This window comes from Saccharopolyspora kobensis (genome assembly GCF_900108315.1).
Lineage (GTDB): Bacteria > Actinomycetota > Actinomycetes > Mycobacteriales > Pseudonocardiaceae > Saccharopolyspora > Saccharopolyspora kobensis.
Genome location: NZ_FNVB01000009.1, coordinates 113,540 through 129,930 on the forward strand (window position 1 = coordinate 113,540; position 16,391 = coordinate 129,930).

Genomic DNA, 16,391 nt, shown 5'->3' on the forward strand with positions numbered 1-16,391 from the left:
CCGCCGCGATCACGAAGTCGCGGTCGGCGGGCTCGTCGTGGTGGGCGGATTCGTCGGCGCGGTCTCCGTCGCGGTGGGCTCCGGAGTGGTCGTCGGCGCGGTCTCGGTCGGCTCCTCGGTCGTGGTCGGCGGCGCCGTCGTCGTGGGCGGCTGCGTGGTGGGCGGGTTCGTCGTCGTGGGCGGAACCGTGGTCGGTTCGCCGGTCGGCGGCGTGGTCGTCGGGTCGGCGGTCGTCGGCGGAGCAACGGGCGCGGAGCCCTCCGGCGGCGACGCGGGCGGCACCGGGACCTGCGTCGGCGGCTGCGGGGAGGTGTTCCCGGCTGGCTCTTCGCTCGGCGAACCCGACCGCGTCACCGCCTCGCCCGGACCCGAAGCAGGTGGTGGTGCCGGCTCGGGCGCGGGCGGGGCCGGGTGTCGCGCCACCACCGGGGAACCCGGCGCCGTCCAGGTGAGCGGGTCCTGCAGGCCGTCCGGGCCGCTGTCGACCGGGCGTTCGGTGAACGGCGGCAGCCTGCTGAAGATGTCCGGCGGGATCAGCCCGAAGAACGGGTCCGCCAGCGGCGCGGTCAGCACGTAGCAGCCCGCCGCCACGGACGCTCCCAGGAACGCGGTGGCCAGCGCGACGCGGAACTGCTTGCGCAGCGGGAGCCGCGGGTTGGCGGGCGGCACCGGGGAACCGAGCGGCTCGTCGGTCAGCCAGCGCTGCACCGCGGGCCCGCCGCGGGCGTGGGACGACCACACCTGGCCGAGCCACGTCGTGGCGTTGTGCAGGCGGTTGCGCAAGGTCCCGATCGGCAGCGGGTGCGCCGACAGCGGCGAACGCACCCAGCCGGACTCGGCCTGCTCGATGTCGCTGACGATGCTGCTGAGGCGCTCCTGGAGGAGCACCGGATCGGTCGGGGCGGGCATGGCCTCACCCCTCGGCGTCGCCGAAGCGGAGGCTGGACAGCGCCACGCCGTCGTAGCGCCACCACCGCTCGGTCGACAGGTCCAGGATCCAGGCGTCCTGCTCCCGCAGGACCAGACCGACGCGCAGCGCGCGGTGCCGGAACGTCGACTCGTCGATGGCGCCGCTCTCCAGCTCGTCGAGCAGAGCCCGGTAGTCGGCCATCGCCTTGCCCAGAGCCGGCGGTATGTCGACCGCCCCGGCGCCACCGGTCCGATGCCGGAAGTTCATGAAGCCACCCCCCAGAGGCACGTGCACGTCCGTCGTCCACGCGACCTCAGAATGGCCCCCCGCGTACAGGGGCGAAAGTCCTACTGGGGGAGAAACGCCTGATCAGGAGCGTCGGGAGAACCGGTCGGCGAGCCAGCCGACCGACTCGCTGACGGCCGCCTCCAGCGGCCCGCGGCGGAAGAAGCGGCGCCAGGCCAGCGGGAACAGGACGGCGAAGATCAGGAACACCTCGGGCATGAAGGTGCAGATGAGCGCCACCAGGCCCTCGGGCACGTGGCCGTCGCGCGGGAACGCGGGCATGCCCGGCAGATCGGGCAGGTCCGGGCCCATCGCCGACAGCTGCGCCAGCGGCTCCGGAACCCCGCTGAGCGCGTAGCCGCCGACGACGATCAGCCAGGCCATCGCCGCCGCGTGGAAGGCGTAGAGGGTCAGCGCCATCGATCCGGAGACCGCCAGCGGCTTGAGGAACCGGCCGGCCCGGTCGGCCAGCATCAGGCACAGCGCCAGGATCACCAGCGAGATGCCGCCGGAGTTGAGCACCTCGAAGGTCGTGCCGCTGTGCGAGGTGGTGGCCAGCAGCCAGTTCGGGTGCTCGACCGGCACGGTGCCCTCGGTGGGCTCCGGAGGCGTTCCGCCCACCGCTTCCAGCAGCCACTCCGACACCCGCCACGCGGCCAGCGACACGGCCAGGCCGGCCACCGCCAGCCAGCACCGGACCTTCGTCGACCGCAGGTCCATGCGCCCGACGGCCATCCCGAGCAGCACCAGCGGCAGGTAGGAGGCGGCCGGGTAGAAGCCGAGCAGCAGCAGGTCGAAGACCCCGGCGTCGGCGATCAGGTGCCCGGGGTCGACCGTGTTGACCGCGCTGACCAGCCACGCGACCGGGGTGTCCCCGGCCATCCAGCTGCGCAGCACGAACGACAGCTGCGGTCCCACCGCGGCCGCGATCGCCGCGGCGATCAGCAGGCCGCGGGTCCGCAGCCGGATGAAGGGCACCGCGAGCAGGAAGTACAGCCCGTAGAACGGGATGATCACGGTGAGCAGGAAGCCGGTCGCCTCGGTGGCCTTGGCCAGCGCGAGGCCGAGCACCAGCAGCAGTCCCGCCCGCAGCGCGATTCGCAACCGGGCCTGGCGCAGCGCCTCGCCGGTCGGGGGAGTGGTGCGCCCGGACAGCAGTGCCAGCGAAACACCGGCCAGCAGCGTGAACAGCGCGGTGGACCGGCCGCTGGAGAACTGCGCGACCAGCACTTCCGCGTCACCGGTCAGGAACGGCACCCCGAAGTGGATGCAGAACATGCCGAAGACGGCGAGGAAGCGGGCGACGTCGACCCCGACCAGTCGGCCGGTGCGTGGTTGCGTCCGAGCCGCGCTCTTTTCGGGCGCAATAGCAGTCATGGCATCCAGCGGGGTCTAGGGGCGTCTTCCGACGGACAACGGTACCCAGGTTAGAACGAGCCCCCGCACCGCCTGTTGCGGCTACGAGTCCAGGCTCACACCAGCCAAGCGGCGGTACCGGGCGGCAGATCCTCGCCGTCCACCGGGCGCGAGGACAGCAGCAGCTCGCCGGGCGGCAGCGGCACCGGAGCCGGTGAGGTGTTCAGCGCGCAGATCAGGCTGCTGCCGACGCGCCGGAACGCGAAGCAGTCCTCCGGTGCGCCGAACCACTCCACCTCGTCACCGGTGAACGCCGGGTGGCTGCTGCGCGTCTCCAGCGCGTGCCGGTAGAGCGAGAGCGTGGACTGCTCGTCCTCCAGCTGCGATTCGACGGTGAAGGACGCCCACTCCGCCGGGATCGCCGACCAGTCGCCCGGGGCCCGGGAGAACCCGAACGGCGGCAGGGCGCCCTCCCACGGCATCGGGATCCGCTCGGTGCCCGGCAGCCCCAGCTCCTCGCCGTGCCGCAGGCACACCGCCCCGGGCAGCGCCAGCTGCACCAGCGCCATCGCGCGGACCGGGGTCAGCGCGGCGTCGTCCCGGCTGCGCCGGCTGTCCCGGGTGGCCATCGCCCACGCCGTGCGCGGCCCCGGGCCGCCCAGCGCACCGGTGATCACCTTGCGCAGCGACTCGGCGGCGAAGCCGGCGATCGTCAGGTCGAGGTTGAACGACAGGTGCCAGTCACCGGCACCGATCACCACGCGGTCCGGGTAACCGGCCAGCACCGACCGGATCGCCCCGGCCGGGTCCTCGCGCGGCGCGAGGTGGAACCCGTCCACGCCGTGCGCCAGCCACGGTTCGAGCACCGCGCGTGGGTCGGCGCGCGCCGGATCGACGTCGAGCGCGACCATCACCCGCATCTCGGCGTCGTGCGCCTCGGCCAGCAGCTCGGCGAAGTCCGCCGCCGCCGGGTCCAGCCCCGCGGTGCCCGCCAGCAGGATGGCGTCCACGCCGAGCAGCTCCAGGTAGCCGAACCGGCCGCGCAGTCCTTCGAGGTCGCCGACCCCGTCACCGTCGCCGTCGGCGAACGCGCCGACGTCGACCTGGTAGCACACCGCGTCCCACCACCACGGCCGATCGCCGTGGCCCCGTGCGTCCGCCGCCCGCATCACCGGATCCTTCTCTTGAAGTTCTCCACCACCGATACCGCCACTTCTCCGAAGCGGCGAAGCCGCTCAGCCCACCGTCGGCGCTCGCGCCGCCGCGGGTTCTCAACGTCCGCCCGCCGTGCACTGATCGTGCATCAGGCCGGGCCGCAGTCCAGGCCGGCGCTGAGCTTCCGCCACGCGGAACCGGCCCGGAGCCTCACCGCTGAGTTCAGAACCAGGAGTTGACCATGCTCTCGGCGGCCATCTCCATGTACTGCCAGAGCTGGTCGCGGTGCTGCTGCGAGAGCTCGACCTCGTCCACCGCGATCCGCATGCAGCGCAGCCACGCGTCGCGCTCGGCCGGGCCGATCTTGAACGGCGCGTGCCGCATCCGCAACCGCGGGTGCCCGCGCCGCTCGGAGTAGGTGTGCGGGCCGCCCCAGTACTGCATCAGGAAGAGCCGGAGGCGCTCCTCGGCCGGGCCGAGGTCCTCCTCGGGGTAGAGCGGGCGCAGCAGCTCGTCCCCGGCCACCTCCTCGTAGAACTTCGCCACGATGCGGTGGAAGGTCGCTTCGCCGCCGACCTGCTCGTAAAAGCTCGTCACGGAAGTCACGGGGCACATCCTCTCAGAGCCTGTCGGCGTGGCCGTCCGCGCTTGTGCAAGCGGCGGCAGCCGCTTCGAGCGGGCAAGCACTCAGCGCTGGGCGACCACCCGAGCGACCCGACCACTTGCCGGCTCTCATCTCAGGGGCGGCCCGCCGGTTGTCACGGCTGCGCCGGACTCGTCGGCGGAACCGGCCGGCCGTAGGGGTACGGCGGCTCGATGTCCTCCTCGTCGTAGGCGCGCTTGATCTCCGCCCGCAGCCGTCGCTGCACCGACCACTGGCGGCCGGGCCGGACCTTGACGGTCAGCCGCAGCGTGATCGTGTCGGCGGTGATCTTGTCCACGCCCAGCATCTCCGGCGGATCCAGGACGTCCTTGGACAGCGGCTCGCGCGAGGTGGCGTCGGTGGCCACCTTGGTGGCGACCGTGATGGCCTTCTCCACGTCGCTGGTGTGCGAGATCGGGAAGTCCACCACCGCGAAGGCGAAGCCCTGGCTGGAGTTGCCGACCCGCAGGATCTCGCCGTTGCGGACGTACCAGACGGTGCCGTTGATGTCGCGCAGCGTGGTGACGCGCAGGCCGACGGCCTCCACGGTCCCGCTGGCCTCACCGAGGTCGACCACGTCACCGACCCCGTACTGGTCCTCGACCAGCATGAACATGCCGGACAGGAAGTCGCGCACCAGGTTCTGGGCGCCGAAGGCGACCGCGACGCCGAGCACACCGGCCGAGGCCAGCACCGGCGCCACCTGGATGCTCAGCTCCTGCAGCACGTAGATCGCGGCCAGCCCGTAGATGACCAGCGAGGCGATCGACTTGAGCACTGAGCCGATGGTCCGGGCGCGCTGGATCCGCCGCTCCGAGAGCAGCTCGGCGGTCAGCGAGTCCGCGCGGCGCTCCCGCAGCGGGGTCAGCAGCTTCGGGGGCTTGCCGTTGCCGCGGGTCAGCCGGTTGATCGTGCGGTGCACCAGCCAGCGCACGATGAACGCGACGAGCAGGATGAGCGCGATGTGCAGCGGCGTCGCGATGAGCACTTCGGAGTACGACGCCAGCCAGTTGTTGCCGGTCCAGCCGTAGACGGTGTTGCACCAGCCCGGTTCGTTGGCGCACTTCGGTTCGGTCAAAAGCGGCAGTTCCATGGGTTCGGGGGTCTCCATGCTGTCGTTCAAGTCCCGCGAGTTCGGTGTCCGCACCGACTCGCACGCGAACCGCACCGCCCCGAGCGTCGTGCGCGCCCCGCCGCGCACGAAACTCGACCAATCGGCTGCCGGACCGAGTTCGGGGGCTCAGTCCAGGATCAGCCCGGTGGCCTCCGCGAGGAAGGCGAGCTGGTCGGTCGCGAGCCCCACAGTACGGGAAACCGAGCGCGCCGAATGCCCCACCTCGGTCTCGCGGCGCAGCAGAATCGGACGTTTCGCCGGGTCAGAGCTCGTGGCGTGCTGCAACGCCGCGCACATCTTGCGGGCGTGATTCGGGTCAACCCGGGTGTCCGACTCGAACACGGTGAACAACACCGACGGGTAGTCGGTCTGTTCGGCGACGTTGTGGTACGGCGAGTAGGACAGCAGCCAGCCCAGCTCCTCCGGATCGTCGGCGGTGCCGTACTCGTCGTTCCAGGTGCGGCCGAGCAGGAACTTCTCGTAGCGCACCATGTCCAGCAGCGGCGCCGAGCACACCACGGCCCGGTAGAGGTCCGGGCGCTGGGTGAGGGCCGCGCCGACCAGCAGACCGCCGTTGGAGCCGCCGGAGATCGCCAGCTGATCGGCGGTGGTCCAACCCTCGTCGATCAGGTGCTGCGCGGCGGCGTGGAAGTCGTCGAAGGTGTGCTGCTTCTGCTCGCGCATGCCGGCTTCGTGCCACTGCTCGCCCTCCTCGCCGCCACCGCGCAGCGACGGCAGCGCCCACACGCCACCGGCGGCCACCCAGGCCAGCGCGGACGGCGTGTAGCCGGGCTCGCGGGACAGCGAGAACCCGCCGTAGCCGGTCATGAACACCGGGCGCGGGCGGTCCGGTTTCGCGGCCGGGCTCAGCAGGAACATCCGCACCGGCGTGCCGTCCAGCGACCGGTAGGTGACCTGCTGGGTGTGCACCGCGGGCAGCTCGACGGCGCCCGGCGCGCGCTGGTCCAGCGCGACCTCGCCGGTGCGGTGCGCGTAGGCGTGCACGCACGGCGGGGTGGCGAAGTCGGTCCAGCCGATCCACAGCCGGTCCCCGTCGTGGTCGGTGTCCTCGTCGACCGAGGTCAGCGCGGTGACCTGGCCGGTGCCGGGCAGCGGGACCTCGCCGGTCCGCTCCCCGGTGGCCGGGTCGTGCAGCGTTACCTCCGACACCGCGTGCCGGGTGCGGAGCACGACCAGCTGCGGGTCGCCGTCACCGGTGTCGAACCAGCGCACCGCCTCCAGCACCGAATCCGGCTGCTCGGCGATCAGCTCCGTCCAGTGCTCCGGCTCGGGCCGCTCGGGATCGGCCACGCACAGCCGCCAGCGCGGCGCGTCCAGCGTCGTCATCACGTACAACCGGCCGTCGCGCTCCACCCACGCGCCCACCCGGTAGCCGTCCGAGGTGTCCACGACCTGCCGCATCTCGGGCACCTCGGCGCCCGCGGTCAGGTCGGCGATCCACACCGAGTCCCGCCGCGCGGTGCCGGGGCTGCCCTCGATCACCAGCCAGCGGCCGTCCCGGGACACCCGGGTGCCGTAGTAGAAGGTGTGGTCCAGGCCCTCGCCGTGCACCAGCAGGTCGGTGTCCGGGTCGGTGCCGACGCGGTGCCGCCACACCCGCCGGTGGAACTGCTCCTCGCCGTCGGGCACCAGCTCCGGGGCCAGCCGCCGGACGTAGAAGTACTCCGCGCCGCCCGGCATCCAGGCGATCGTCGAGTAGCGGCAGCGGTCGATCGGTCCCTCGACCAGCTCGCCGGTGGTCACGTCCAGCACGTGCAGCAGCGACTCCTCGTCGCCGCCGACCGAGATCTGGTACGCCAACCGGTCGCCCTCCAGGCTCGGCGACCAGCTGTCCAGCGTGGTCAGCCCGGACGGGTCCAGCGCCGCGACGTCCAGCAGCACGCGCTCGCTGCCGTCGCGATCGCGCACGTAGAGCACCGGGAACTCCTGGCCGGGCTCGCGGCGGGTGAAGAACGCGCGTCCGGCGCGCCACACGGGCGCGGAGACCGAACCGGCCGCGAGCAGCGAGCGCATCCGCCCGGCGACGGCTTCCCGTCCCGGAAGCGCGTCCAGCCAGGTGCGGGCGAGCTGGTCCTGCGTCGCCGACCACGCCTGGGTGCGCGGATCGGCCGGGTCCTCCAGCCACCGGTAGGGATCGGCCACCTGGTGGCCGTGCAGGTCCTCGACGACGTCGTCGCGGTCGGCGGTGGGGTAGCGCAGCTGGGCTTGAGCGTCGGTCACGTCCGCGACGATACGTGCCCGGGGCGTCGGCCAGTTGATCTCGACGCGCGCGTTTCACCGGAAACGAGCATCGCCACCGGCGCGCATCGTTGCCGGAAGCGGCCTTGATCCAGAAGAATCGACGCAGGTTCGGCGCCGCGGGTGTCGAATCACACGTGCGTTCGGACGGGGTTCTGTGCTGAACTTTGCCCGACACCGGTGGAGGTGGTCGCGTGCCCGACCGACAACCGACCCGACAACCGGCGCTGAAGGCCACGAGCCTCGCGTCGCGGGCCTCGCTGTGCCCGCCGAGCCGTGGCGCGCTGCCGCAGCTCGACCGGCCTCCCGGTCACGCGCCGTCCTGGCGCAAGCGGCGGGTCCTGCTGCTCAACACCACGTTCGAGCCGCTGACGGCGCTCCCGCTGCGCCGCGCGATCGTGCTGCTCGTCTGCGGCAAGGCCGAAGTGGTGCACGGCGATTCGGCCGGCATGGTGCTGCACTCGGCGAGCTCCGCCGTCGAAGTCCCGTCCGTCATCCGGTTGAGCAACTTCGTGCGAGTCCCGTACCGCGGCCGGACGCCGTTGACCCGCGCGGCCTTGATGCTGCGGGACAACCACCGGTGCGTGTACTGCGGTGCTCGCGCCGAAACGATAGATCACGTCGTGCCGCGCAGCCGAGGCGGCCCCCACACGTGGGAGAACTGCGTCGCCTGCTGCACCAAGTGCAACCACCGGAAGGCGGACAAGACGCTGAGCGAGCTGGGCTGGCGCCTGCCGGTGGCGCCGCGCGCGCCGCGCGGACGGCACTGGCGACTGCTGGCAGGACTGTCGGAGACGGACCCGCTCTGGTTGCCCTACCTGGGCGAACCGGCGGCCTGACGCGGAAGCGGGCCGGGCCGTGACGCGGTGCGAACTGCGCCACGCCCGGTCAGCTGATCCGCACACCGCGCTGCCCGCTGATCCGCACACCGCGGCTAATCCGCACACCGCTGGAAATCCGGACGCCGTTCCGCCCGCTGATGCGCACGCCGTGCTGGCCGCTGATCCGGACCCCCTGCTGCGCGCTGATCCGCACACCGTGCTGCGCGCTGATCCGCACGCCCTGCTGTGCGCTGATGCGAACCCCGCGCTGCGCACTGATCCGGACACCCTGCTGTCCGCTGATCCGCACACCGTGCTGCGCGCTGATGCGAACACCACTCCGTCCGCTGATGCGCACGCCTTCCTGGCGTCCGCTGATGCGAACTCCGTGCTGGCAACTGATGCGAACGCCCTGCTGCCCGCTGATCCGCACGCCGCTTCGTCCGCTGATCCGCACACCGCGCTCACTGCTGATGCGAACACCGTGCTCGCCGCTGATGCGCACGCCGCTCCGCCCGCTGATGCGAACACCATGCTCGCCGCTGATGCGGACGCCCTGCTGTCGATCACTGATCCGCACCCCTCCCGCCAGGCCGCTGATGCGCACACCGCTCTGGACGGTGCTGTGTTCGCGCAGTGGTCGGCCTGCGGTCAGACGAGTGAGGTCGCTGCTCTGAGTGGCGGTTTCGATGATCGACATTGTGTGCCTCCCGCATTCAAATGAGGTTTTGAGCGCGTGTGATCAAATATGCAAGACCCATACAGGTGAAAAACTAGGAGCAGGGACTCTCAGGAACAAGCCGCCAAGTCGCCGCGCATTGCAACCGTCTGGTTGGACTCCATTCGGTGGCAGCGATTAGCCTGAACGAGTTACTTTAAGTGATGTATAACACTCTTGACTAGTAACCGTACGTAGTTCCTCGGGTGTCACCTCTGCCTCGACCAGTGGAAACCCGAACCGGGGACGTGCGGAGCCCCGGCTTCGCGGCGGCCGGCCCGCGGCGACGCGGGGCGGATCCGAGCGGTGATCGATCACGCCGATCATGCACCGTGCGAGGTCGTGGCGCATGAGGCGGTGGTCATCGGCTACCGTACTGGCGTGACTGTCGTGGAGACTGTGCTCGCTCTGGCGGTGATCCCAGCGGCCATCTACGGCCTGATCGTGCTCATCGCGATGTGGCCGAAGCTCACCCGCCCGCGTTATCGAGCGGGGCAGAAGTGGGACTTCGCGCCGGTGTTGTGGGTGGCCAATCCGGCGGGCGTGAACAACGCCGTTCCGATGGCGGACGTGGAATCCGAGGCCGCGGCGGAGGACGCGCGGCCCAGCACTGCTCGGGGAGGCGCACGTGGCAACTGGTGAGGTCGCGGGGCGGACCGCGGACGCGCGGGAGCTCAGCACCGGTGAGGCCCTCACGGCCACCGGTCGGCTTTCGATCGCGCGCCGCGTGGAGCCCGATCGCCCCGCGCTGCCGTTCAACCCCGGCCAGCTCGCGCGGCTCGACGAGGCGCTGACCCTGTCCAGCCGCAGCACCGGCCTGGAGTTCGGCATCTACCTCGGCGACCTCGGCGAGGACACCCGCAAGCAGGCCGAGGAGCTGCACGCCGACCTCGGTCCGCGCGCGGCCGAGGGCGTGCTGATCGCGGTCTCGCCGGGTCAGCGCAAGTTCGAGATCGTCACCGGTGACGAGGCGCACCGGCGGATCCCGGACCGCAGCTGCCAGCTGGCCGCCATGAGCATGGTGGCCTCGTTCAAGGAGGGCGAGCTGATCGAGGGGCTGATCGGCGCCCTGCGCATGCTCGCCGACGCGGCGGGCACCTCGTACCAGGAGTCCCGCGCCCACCACTGACAGCGCATTCTCTGCCGCCAACGGCCCGTTCGCCTCGTCAGACGAGGTGCGCGGGCCGTTCGCGTCAGAGCAGGTCGAAGCTCTGGAAGTTCTGGAACATCTCGTAGGTCGACGACGTGGTGCCGACCGCGCCGGAGCGCCGCGCCTGCTCGCCGTACTGCTGCTGCAGCTGCTGGCTGCTGAACACGATCACCGGCGTGTCCACGCCGAGGTCGCGGAGCTCGCGCAGCAGCGCGAGCCCGGCGTCCGGCCGCCACCTGCCGTTCTCCTGCCTGCCCATGTCCTCCACGATCAGCCGGTAGGGGCGCTGCGAGAGCTCGGCCAGCGCCGCGTCGGTGGTCGTGACCATGGTGACCCGCACCCCGTTGTCCCGGAGCTGCTCGGCCAGGATCGCGTGCGCCTGCGGCTTCTCGGCGACCCAGAGCACGGCGAACGGTTCCGGGCCGACCGGTTCCCGCACCGCGGGCAGCTCGCCGTGGCCGTCGCCGTTGCCGGACGGCACCCGGTCGGGCGGCTCGCCGTTGCCGTCGACGGGGAAGTCCGGGCCGTCGGGCAGGGCGGGCACCGGGACGACCGCCTTGACCGGCGGCTCCGCGGCGCCGGCGCGGTCGCGCTCGGCCAGCTCCTTGCTGAGCGTGCTGAGCTGCCGCTGCAGGTCCTGGATCATCTCGTTCTGCTGGTCGTTGACCTGGTGCATGGTGAGCTTCTGCCCGCCGATCTCGAACTCCAGCTCGCGCTTCTCGGCGGTGCGCAGCACGCGCCCGATGGCGCGCCGGAACACGACGATCGCCAGCAGCGCGATCAGCGGCCACATCAGCTGGGCGACCGCGGTGATCAGCTCGGGCATCGCCGCTCCCACCCCTCGCGCACGCGGAGCACGGCCTGACGCTGTGCACCTGTCCGATCACCATGCGTGTCCGGGCGGTGACTTGCAAAGACCTGCGCCCCGAACCTCGCCCACCCGGGTGGTTGGCGTGGAGCCTCCGCCGAGGCCACAAGTGGTGAACGACCTCCCTCCCGACACGCCGCCGCGTGTCAGGACCGGACGCAATTTCAATGGAAATCAGAGGTCCGATTTCCATTGAAATTGCGCCCAGGACGGACGAAGGGCGCCTCCGGTCGGAGACGCCCTTCGCACATCACCGGATCGGGTCAGGAGCGGTCGAACTCCCGGGCCGCCAGGGCGCGGACGATGCCCGCGCGGCCTTCCGAGACCAGGCGGCGCAGCGCCGGAGCGTGCTCACCGGCCAGCCAGGCGTCCGCGGCCGAGACCGTCTCGTCGGTCACCGCCCACGACGGGAACAGGCCGATCACCGTCGGCTGCGCGCGCTCGCTGGAGCGGCGCTGCCAGACCTCGTCGATCTCCGCGAAGTAGCGCTGCACGTAGGAGGCCAGCAGCTCGCGCTGGGCCGGGTGCTGGAAACCCGCGATGATCGCGTCGCTGACCGCGTTCGGCAGCTGGTCGTCGTGCACCGCGCGCTGCCACGCCTTCTCCTTGGACTCCGGCGTCGGGATCAGCGCCCGCGCCCGCTCCGCACGGCGGCGGCCGGTCGCGGTCTGGTCCTGCTCCAGCTCCGCGTCGATCTCCGCCTCACCGGCCGCGCCGTGCGCGACCAGCGCCTGCAGCAGCGCCCAGCGCAGGTCGGTGTCGACGGTCAGGCCGGCCAGCGGGGCCGACCCGTCCAGCCAGCCGCGCAGCTCGGTCACCTGCTCGGCGGACAGCACCGAACCGGCCAGCGAGTTGACGAACGCCAGCTGGTGGTCCGAGCCGGGCTCGGCGGCGCGGGCCAGCTCGAAGAGGCGGGCGCTGAACCGGCGCCAGCCCTCCGCCTGCCACGACGGGTCCACGTAGGACGCGAGCGCGGTCTGGGTCTGCAGCAGGACCCGCTGCACCACGCCGATCTGGCTCTCCGCGCCGATGCCGCCCGCGGCGGAGGCGCCGAGCACCAGGGTGACGAAGTCGCGCGCCTTGAGCTCGGCCTCGCGGGTCATCTCCCACGCCGTGGACCAGCACAGCGCGCGCGGCAGCGACTCCTCGACGTCGCCGATCCGGTCGATCAGCGTCGCCAGCGACTCGGGGTCGAAGCGCAGCGAGCAGTAGGTCAGGTCGTCGTCGTTGACCAGCACCAGCTTGCCGCGGTGCACACCCACCAGGTCCGGCACCTCGGTGACCTCGCCGGTCACGTCGAGCTCGACGCGGTGCTTGCGCACCAGCTTGCCGCCCTCGTCGTCGTAGACGCCGATCGCGAGCCGGTGCGTGCGCAGCTCGCCGGCCCCGGGCCGGGCGCCGTTCTGCACCACCGAGAACGAGGTGAACCGGCCCTCGTCATCGGTGCTGAACCGCGGCCGCAGCATGTTCAGGCCGGTGGTCTCCAGCCACTGCGCGCTCCACCACGACAGGTCGCGGCCGGAGGCCTCCTCCAGCGCGCGCAGCAGGTCGTCCAGGGTCGCGTTGCCCCAGGCGTGCCGGTCGAAGTAGACCCGCAGCCCGGCCAGGAAGTTCTCCAGCCCGACGTAGGCCACCAGCTGCTTGAGCACCGAGGCGCCCTTGGCGTAGGTGATGCCGTCGAAGTTGACCTCCACGGCCTGCAGGTCCGGGATGTCGGCGGCCACCGGGTGGGTGGAGGGCAGCTGGTCCTGCCGGTACGCCCAGGACTTCTCCACGCTGGCGAAGGTCGTCCACGCGCTGTCGTACTCGGTGGCGCCGACCTGCGCGAGCACGCTGGCCCAGGTGGCGAAGGACTCGTTGAGCCACAGGTCGTTCCACCAGCGCATGGTCACCAGGTCGCCGAACCACATGTGCGCCATCTCGTGCAGCACCGTCTCGCAGCGCCGCTCGTAGAGGTAGCCGGTGACCTTCGACCGGAAGACGTAGTCCTCCAGGAAGGTCACGCAGCCGGCGTTCTCCATCGCGCCCGCGTTGAACTCCGGCACGAAGCACTGGTCGTACTTGCCGAACGGGTACGGCACGCCGAACGCCTTGTGGTAGAAGCCGAAACCCTGCTTGGTCTCGGTGAACAGCCGCTCCGCGTCGAGGTGCTCGGCCAGCGAGGCGCGGCAGTAGATGCCCAGCGGGATCTCGGCCTGGCCGTCCTCACCGGGGAAGACGTCGCGCCACTCCGCGTAGGGCCCGGCCACCAGCGCGACCAGGTAGGTCGACATCGTCTCGGTGGTGGCGAAGGTGTGCCGCTTGACGCCGTCGGCCACGTCGGCGACCTCGGCGGTGGCGTTGGAGATGACCTTCCACGACGCCGGGGCGTCCACCGTGATCCGGTAGACGGCCTTGAGGTCCGGCTGGTCGAAGCAGGTGAACATCCGCTTGGCGTCGGCGGTTTCGAACTGGCTGTAGAGGTAGACGCCGCCGTCGACCGGATCGATGAACCGGTGCAGGCCTTCACCGGTGTTGGTGTAGGCGCAGTCGGCGCGCACCACGAGCTCGTTCTCGGCGGCCAGGTTCGGCAGCCGGATGCCGGTGGACTCGTCGTAGTCGGAGACGTCGAGCTCGACGCCGTTCAGCACGGCACCGCGCACCCGGTCGGCGACCAGGTCGATCCAGCTGTCGACCCCCGCCTGCGCGCTGCGGAACCGCACCGTGGTGGTGGAACCGAACGTCTCCACGTCCGGCCCACCCGCGCCCGCGGACAGATCCAGTTCGATGTCGTAGGACTGGACCTCCAGCAGCGCGGCGCGCTGCTCGGCCTGTTCGCGGGTGAGGTTCGGCGGGGCCACGGATCACCTCGTTGCTCGTCGGGACTGGTTCGTCCAGGCACGCCCGGCGGCGACCTGGCGCAGGAATCAAATCACGACCGCGTGCGGGCCCGCGCCCCGGCGTGGTCCGCGCGGAAGCTCGGCGTGTCGGGAAGATAATCGCCCTCACCGGGGTTTGTTCCCTCGGAGGGGCACATCCGAAAGCGCCCGCCGACGATTCCCCGAGATCCTGGAGGCCGCATGACGTCCACCGCCCGCCCGCGCGTCGACTTCTACTTCGACCCGGTGTGCCCGTTCGCCTGGGTGTCCTCGCGCTGGATACTCGAAGTCGAGAAGGTGCGCGACATCGACTTGCACTTCCGGGTGATGAGCCTTTCGGTGCTCAACGAGGGCCGCGATCTGCCCGCGGACTACCGGGAGCTGCTGGACAACGCGTGGGGCCCGGTCCGGGTGGCCATCGCCGCGGCCAAGCACCACGGCGACGAGGTGCTGTCGCCGCTGTACACGGCGCTGGGAACCCGCCTGCACGACCGCGGTGAGAAGGACTACGCGCAGGTCATCCGCGACTCGCTGGCCGAGGTGAGGCTCCCGGAGTCGCTGGCCGACGCGGCCACCAGCACCGAGTACGACGAGGAGCTGCGCGCCAGCCACCACGCCGGCATGGACCCGGTCGGCGACGAGGTCGGCACCCCGACCCTGCACGTCGACGGGGTGGCGTTCTTCGGCCCGGTGATCACCCGCATCCCGCGCGGTGAGGAGGCCGCGAAGCTGTTCGACGGCGCGGTCGCCCTGGCCTCCTACCCGTACTTCTTCGAGCTGAAGCGCACCCGCACCGAATCGCCCCGCTTCGACTGATCTCCGCCGGGGATCGAGTTTTTCCCGGTGTTACCAGAGTTTCCGGTGGTGGGCGCGGAAACCGGCGCCGACCGGTCGCCGCGCCCACGACTAGGATCTGCCGCGTGATCCCGCACGAGTGGCCGAAGACGGAGTCCGAAGCCGTCGCGATCCAGGAGCGCCTGCGCCCGCTGGTCCGCATCGAAGAGCCACCGCCGATCCGCACGGCAGCGGGCCTGGACGTGGCCTACCGCGATGCGGACGAGATCGTCGCCGCGGTGACCGTCCTGGACGTGACGACCTTGTCCGTTGTGGACAGCGCAGTGGTGCGCGGGATGGCCGAATTCCCTTATGTGCCAGGTCTTTTCGCCTTCCGCGAGGCACCGCCGCTGCTGGCCGCGTTGGGTGAGCTGTCGGTGCGGCCGGACGTCCTGGTCTGCGACGGCCAGGGGCTGGCCCACCCGCGCCGCTTCGGCCTGGCCTGCCACCTCGGCGTCCTGGCGGACCTGCCCGCGATCGGCGTGGGCAAGACGGCGATGGGCCGCTACGAGCCGCCGGGCGAGGAGCGGGGTGAGTGGTCACCGCTGCGCCTGGACGACGACGTCGTCGGCAGGGCCCTCCGCACGCAGAGCGGCGTGAAGCCGGTCTTCGTCTCGGTCGGCCACCGCTGCACCCTCGACGCGGCCTGCGACCTGGTCCTCCGCCTGTCCCCGGAGTACCGCCTCCCGGAAACCACCCGAACGGCCGACCACCTCGGCCGGACGCACCCTTGAGGACCAGGCCCGTTCGCAGCTCCCGGTGCCTCGTCCGCGGGAGACCGGGAAGCGAGCCGCCCGGTGGAGGTCAGACCGCGGAGCCGCGACGGACGTCGAAGAGATCGGTCCGGTTGAGGTGGAAGACCTCGAAGAGCGTGTCCGCGCCTTCGTTCTCCACGAATTCGACCTCGGCGTTCGTGATCGGAACCAGCGAGATGAGCTGCAGGGTCGGCGCCTGGTCGTTCGGGAAGAGGTTGAACGCTTCGTCGAACAACGGGCTGGTGTGCGCGATGACGGCGGTGATCTCGGTTCCCTCGATGATGGGCTGATCGTTCTGGAAGATCGAGCCGTATTCCATTCCCGTTCGGTTTCGGATGATCATCGAAGCGATCGAGTCGACCAGGTAGTGCGCGATGTGCTGCTGATCCGATCGCAGCGAGCAGACGAGTTCCTCCGGCATCATCGAGGTGATCGTCTGGAAGCGCAGTCCGTTCGTCACCACCGTGCTGACCGACGATTCCTCCGCGCGGTAGAACGCCAGGTCGTAGCCGCGGTTTCCCCTGTCGGACTTGGCGGATTCGACCTGCTGCACGGGGCCGAGCCGCTGTTCGAGGTGTTCGAGGAGGCCGGGGGACGGCTGGGAGGTTGACACGGGAGCTCCTTTTCCTGGCGTTTCCCGGTTCGAGGACGTGGTGCTGCGCGCA

15 protein-coding genes and 1 pseudogene are annotated in these 16,391 nt (G+C 71.1%); 5 read left to right on the forward strand and 11 right to left on the reverse strand.

Features of this window, described 5'->3' with window-relative positions; translation table 11 throughout:
* Positions 1-9: 9 nt before the first annotated feature.
* The 7 genes and pseudogenes from C4T78_RS36565 to C4T78_RS27715 all read right to left on the reverse strand — a co-directional run bounded on the left by C4T78_RS36565 (position 10) and on the right by C4T78_RS27715 (position 7,704).
* Positions 10-909: a hypothetical protein gene (locus C4T78_RS36565; RefSeq protein ID WP_093351451.1), complete on the reverse strand. Its 900-nt coding sequence runs from the start codon at positions 907-909 to the stop codon at positions 10-12.
* Between the two features lie 4 nt (positions 910-913).
* Positions 914-1,177 (reverse strand): hypothetical protein, encoded by a 264-nt coding sequence (locus C4T78_RS27690; protein ID WP_093152439.1) that lies wholly within the window; start codon positions 1,175-1,177, stop codon positions 914-916.
* A 102-nt stretch (positions 1,178-1,279) separates the two neighbouring features.
* Positions 1,280-2,572 (reverse strand): heparan-alpha-glucosaminide N-acetyltransferase domain-containing protein, encoded by a 1,293-nt coding sequence (locus C4T78_RS27695; protein ID WP_107916107.1) that lies wholly within the window; start codon positions 2,570-2,572, stop codon positions 1,280-1,282.
* Between the two features lie 95 nt (positions 2,573-2,667).
* Positions 2,668-3,126, reverse strand: a pseudogene (locus tag C4T78_RS37490) (DUF3459 domain-containing protein); the annotation flags it as partial.
* 802 nt (positions 3,127-3,928) lie between these two features.
* Positions 3,929-4,321: a globin gene (locus tag C4T78_RS27705; protein WP_177247555.1), complete on the reverse strand. Its 393-nt coding sequence runs from the start codon at positions 4,319-4,321 to the stop codon at positions 3,929-3,931.
* A gap of 143 nt (positions 4,322-4,464) precedes the next feature.
* Positions 4,465-5,442 carry a mechanosensitive ion channel family protein gene (locus C4T78_RS27710; RefSeq protein WP_093352082.1) on the reverse strand — a complete coding sequence of 326 codons (978 nt, stop codon included), beginning with the start codon at positions 5,440-5,442 and terminating at the stop codon, positions 4,465-4,467.
* A gap of 147 nt (positions 5,443-5,589) precedes the next feature.
* On the reverse strand, positions 5,590-7,704 hold the full coding sequence (locus C4T78_RS27715) for a prolyl oligopeptidase family serine peptidase (protein ID WP_093351457.1): 2,115 nt from the start codon (positions 7,702-7,704) through the stop codon (positions 5,590-5,592).
* 212 nt (positions 7,705-7,916) lie between these two features.
* On the opposite strand from C4T78_RS27715, the gene C4T78_RS27720 reads away from it, so the two are divergent.
* Complete coding sequence (locus tag C4T78_RS27720; RefSeq protein ID WP_235863474.1) at positions 7,917-8,561, forward strand: HNH endonuclease; 645 nt, start codon at positions 7,917-7,919, stop codon at positions 8,559-8,561.
* Between the two features lie 49 nt (positions 8,562-8,610).
* Here C4T78_RS27720 and C4T78_RS37155 read toward each other — a convergent pair whose 3' ends face one another.
* On the reverse strand, positions 8,611-9,243 hold the full coding sequence (locus C4T78_RS37155) for a hypothetical protein (protein ID WP_258958369.1): 633 nt from the start codon (positions 9,241-9,243) through the stop codon (positions 8,611-8,613).
* Between the two features lie 324 nt (positions 9,244-9,567).
* Between C4T78_RS37155 and ctaJ the strand changes: the two genes are divergently transcribed.
* Entirely contained in the window at positions 9,568-9,903 is a 336-nt protein-coding gene (gene ctaJ / locus C4T78_RS27730) for an aa3-type cytochrome oxidase subunit CtaJ (RefSeq protein ID WP_258958370.1), read from the forward strand.
* Complete coding sequence (locus C4T78_RS27735) at positions 9,890-10,390, forward strand: DUF5130 family protein (RefSeq protein ID WP_093351460.1); 501 nt, start codon at positions 9,890-9,892, stop codon at positions 10,388-10,390. Before ctaJ ends, C4T78_RS27735 begins: the two co-directional genes overlap by 14 nt.
* 64 nt (positions 10,391-10,454) lie before the next feature.
* Here the strand turns inward: C4T78_RS27735 and C4T78_RS27740 are convergent, their stop codons facing one another.
* Both C4T78_RS27740 and pepN read right to left on the reverse strand, forming a co-directional pair.
* Complete coding sequence (locus tag C4T78_RS27740) at positions 10,455-11,237, reverse strand: DNA-binding transcriptional response regulator (protein ID WP_093351463.1); 783 nt, start codon at positions 11,235-11,237, stop codon at positions 10,455-10,457.
* Between the two features lie 305 nt (positions 11,238-11,542).
* Positions 11,543-14,119, reverse strand: a complete 2,577-nt coding sequence (pepN, locus tag C4T78_RS27745) for an aminopeptidase N (protein WP_093351465.1) — start codon at positions 14,117-14,119, stop codon at positions 11,543-11,545.
* Positions 14,120-14,338: 219 nt separating this feature from the next.
* On the opposite strand from pepN, the gene C4T78_RS27750 reads away from it, so the two are divergent.
* Together C4T78_RS27750 and C4T78_RS27755 are read left to right on the forward strand one after the other, a co-directional pair.
* Complete coding sequence (locus tag C4T78_RS27750) at positions 14,339-14,953, forward strand: mycothiol-dependent nitroreductase Rv2466c family protein (RefSeq protein ID WP_093351468.1); 615 nt, start codon at positions 14,339-14,341, stop codon at positions 14,951-14,953.
* A 104-nt stretch (positions 14,954-15,057) separates the two neighbouring features.
* Entirely contained in the window at positions 15,058-15,705 is a 648-nt protein-coding gene (locus C4T78_RS27755; RefSeq protein ID WP_374703908.1) for an endonuclease V, read from the forward strand.
* 70 nt (positions 15,706-15,775) lie between these two features.
* Here C4T78_RS27755 and C4T78_RS27760 read toward each other — a convergent pair whose 3' ends face one another.
* Positions 15,776-16,339: a suppressor of fused domain protein gene (locus tag C4T78_RS27760; protein ID WP_093351472.1), complete on the reverse strand. Its 564-nt coding sequence runs from the start codon at positions 16,337-16,339 to the stop codon at positions 15,776-15,778.
* Between the last annotated feature and the right edge of the window lie 52 nt (positions 16,340-16,391).

Coding starts and splice junctions, on each gene's coding strand:
- C4T78_RS36565 (WP_093351451.1), bottom strand. CDS start 909: ATGCCCGCCCCGACCGATCCGGTGCTCCTCCAGGAGCGCCTCAGCAGC.
- C4T78_RS27690 (WP_093152439.1), bottom strand. CDS start 1,177: ATGAACTTCCGGCATCGGACCGGTGGCGCCGGGGCGGTCGACATACCG.
- C4T78_RS27695 (WP_107916107.1), bottom strand. CDS start 2,572: ATGACTGCTATTGCGCCCGAAAAGAGCGCGGCTCGGACGCAACCACGC.
- C4T78_RS27705 (WP_177247555.1), bottom strand. CDS start 4,321: ATGTGCCCCGTGACTTCCGTGACGAGCTTTTACGAGCAGGTCGGCGGC.
- C4T78_RS27710 (WP_093352082.1), bottom strand. CDS start 5,442: ATGGAACTGCCGCTTTTGACCGAACCGAAGTGCGCCAACGAACCGGGC.
- C4T78_RS37155 (WP_258958369.1), bottom strand. CDS start 9,243: ATGTCGATCATCGAAACCGCCACTCAGAGCAGCGACCTCACTCGTCTG.
- C4T78_RS27740 (WP_093351463.1), bottom strand. CDS start 11,237: ATGCCCGAGCTGATCACCGCGGTCGCCCAGCTGATGTGGCCGCTGATC.
- C4T78_RS27750 (WP_093351468.1), top strand. CDS start 14,339: ATGACGTCCACCGCCCGCCCGCGCGTCGACTTCTACTTCGACCCGGTG.